The 2148-nt window shown below is 65.0% G+C and carries 2 protein-coding genes; both read left to right on the top strand.

Annotated features, from left to right (window positions below):
* The first annotated feature begins 272 nt into the window (after window positions 1–272).
* Complete coding sequence (tsf, locus tag LQV45_RS27435; RefSeq protein ID WP_230009978.1) at window positions 273–1109, top strand: translation elongation factor Ts; 837 nt, start codon at window positions 273–275, stop codon at window positions 1107–1109.
* 174 nt (window positions 1110–1283) lie between these two features.
* Entirely contained in the window at window positions 1284–2021 is a 738-nt protein-coding gene (pyrH, locus tag LQV45_RS27440; RefSeq protein WP_018774549.1) for a UMP kinase, read from the top strand.
* The last annotated feature ends 127 nt before the right edge of the window (window positions 2022–2148 follow it).

The raw sequence follows: 2148 nt of genomic DNA on the forward strand, positions 1-2148 counted from the left end.
CAACAAGGCTGAAGCTGCTGCAGCGCCCGCCGCTGAGGCTGCACCGGCTGCTGACGAAGCACCGGCCGCCGAAGCTGCTCCGGCCGCTGAGGACGCACCGGCTGCTGAAGAAGCACCGGCCGCCGACGAAGCCAAGTAGTCAGACAAGTAAATCTGGATCTCCCCACATGCGCTCAGCTGCATAGGGGGTACCGACAGGATGGCCGCTCACTCGGTGAGCAGCCGTCCTGTCGGTCCGTACACCACATAAATTTCTAGACAGAGGGGTTCACATGGCGAACTACACTGCCGCTGATATCAAGGCTCTGCGCGAGCGCACTGGCGCCGGCATGATGGATGTCAAGAAGGCTCTTGACGAAGCCAACGGTGACGCCGAGAAGGCCATCGAAATCATCCGCATCAAGGGCCTGAAGGGCGCCACCAAGCGCGAAGGCCGCTCCACCGCCGAAGGCCTGGTTGCCGCCAAGGTCGCCAACGGCGTCGGCGTGATGATCGAAGTCAACTGCGAGACCGACTTCGTCGCTAAGGCTGACAAGTTCATCCAGCTGGCCGACAAGGTCCTGGCTGTGGCCGTCGAGTCCGGCGCTGCCGACCTCGAGACCCTGCTCGCCACCGAGGTCGACGGCAAGCCGCTGTCCGAGGTCGTCATCGAAGAGGGCGCCGTTCTGGGCGAGAAGGTTGTTGTCCGCCGCGTCTCCCGCATCGAGGGCGCCACGGTCGACGCTTACCTGCACAAGACCTCCAAGGACCTCCCGGCCCAGGTCGGCGTGCTGTTCGCTGTTGACGGCGAAGGCGAAGCGGCTGCCACCGCAGCCCACGACGTCGCCGTTCACGTCGCCGCCATGGCTCCGAACTACCTCACCCGTGAGGACGTTCCGGCCGAGCTCGTCGAGTCCGAGCGCCGCATCGCCGAGGAAACGGCCAAGGCCGAGGGCAAGCCCGAAGCCGCGATGACCAAGATCGTCGAAGGCCGCGTTACCGGCTTCTACAAGGGCGAGGTCCTCGTTGACCAGGCATTCGCCAAGGATGCCAAGAAGTCTGTCGCACAGGTCCTCGAAGAAGCCGGCGTCAAGGCAACTGCCTTCACGCGCTTCCGCGTCGGTTCCTAGTCAGACTGGCCAGACACCAGTCAGGCACTAGCCAGACACGCTAAGGGGGTGGTCACCACGGTGGCCACCCCTTTTGCATGCACCCGTGAGGCGCCGTTTCCGGTCACGGCCGGAATGCCGCCTTGGGCGCCCAGCACGATAACCTAACTCAGAGTTCACCAACGGGAAGGCACCATGGAAACCGTCACCACTTCAGCCCAGCCAAAGAAGAACAGGCGCCGCGTCCTCTTGAAGCTCTCCGGCGAGGTCTTCGGCGGTGGAAAACTGGGCGTCGACCCGGATACCGTCCGCGGCGTGGCCAAGCAGATCGCCGCAGCAGTTCCCGACGTGGAGGTCGCAATCGTCGTCGGCGGAGGCAACTTCTTCCGCGGAGCCGAACTGTCCCAGAGCGGTATGGACCGCTCCCGCGCCGACTACATGGGCATGCTCGGAACCGTCATGAACTGCCTCGCGCTCCAGGACTTCCTTGAGCAGGCCGGGGTGGAAACGCGCGTGCAGAGCGCCATCACCATGGGCCAGGTTGCCGAGGCCTACATCCCCCGCCGCGCCATCCGCCACATGGAAAAGGGCCGGGTTGTCATCTTCGGCGCCGGCGCCGGCCTGCCGTACTTCTCCACGGACACCGTGGCCGCCCAGCGCGCCATGGAGGTCCACGCCGACGTCGTCCTGATGGCCAAGAGCGGGGTCGACGGCGTCTACACCGCCGACCCGAAGAAGGACCCGACGGCGGAGAAACTGCACCGCCTCAGCTACGACGACGCGCTCCGCCGCGACATCCGCGTGATGGACCAGACCGCGATGACCATGTGCAAGGACAACAACCTCACAATGGTGGTCTTCGGCATGGAAGGCGAGGGCAACGTCACCCGCGCCATCCGGGGCGAAGACCTGGGCACCGTCGTCACCCCCTAGCAGCGGCTAGGATGTTTTCAGGACCTTTCCGCCGCCAGGCGGAAGACAAAAGCGCCCGGCGGAATACATCAGGCGCACAAAGAAGACGTGCCGCGCCCCGGCCCCCGGGACGCACCAATTTCTGAGG

This window comes from Microbacterium sp. Bi128, from assembly GCF_918698205.1.

Coding starts and splice junctions, on each gene's coding strand:
- pyrH (WP_018774549.1), top strand. CDS start 1,284: ATGGAAACCGTCACCACTTCAGCCCAGCCAAAGAAGAACAGGCGCCGC.
- tsf (WP_230009978.1), top strand. CDS start 273: ATGGCGAACTACACTGCCGCTGATATCAAGGCTCTGCGCGAGCGCACT.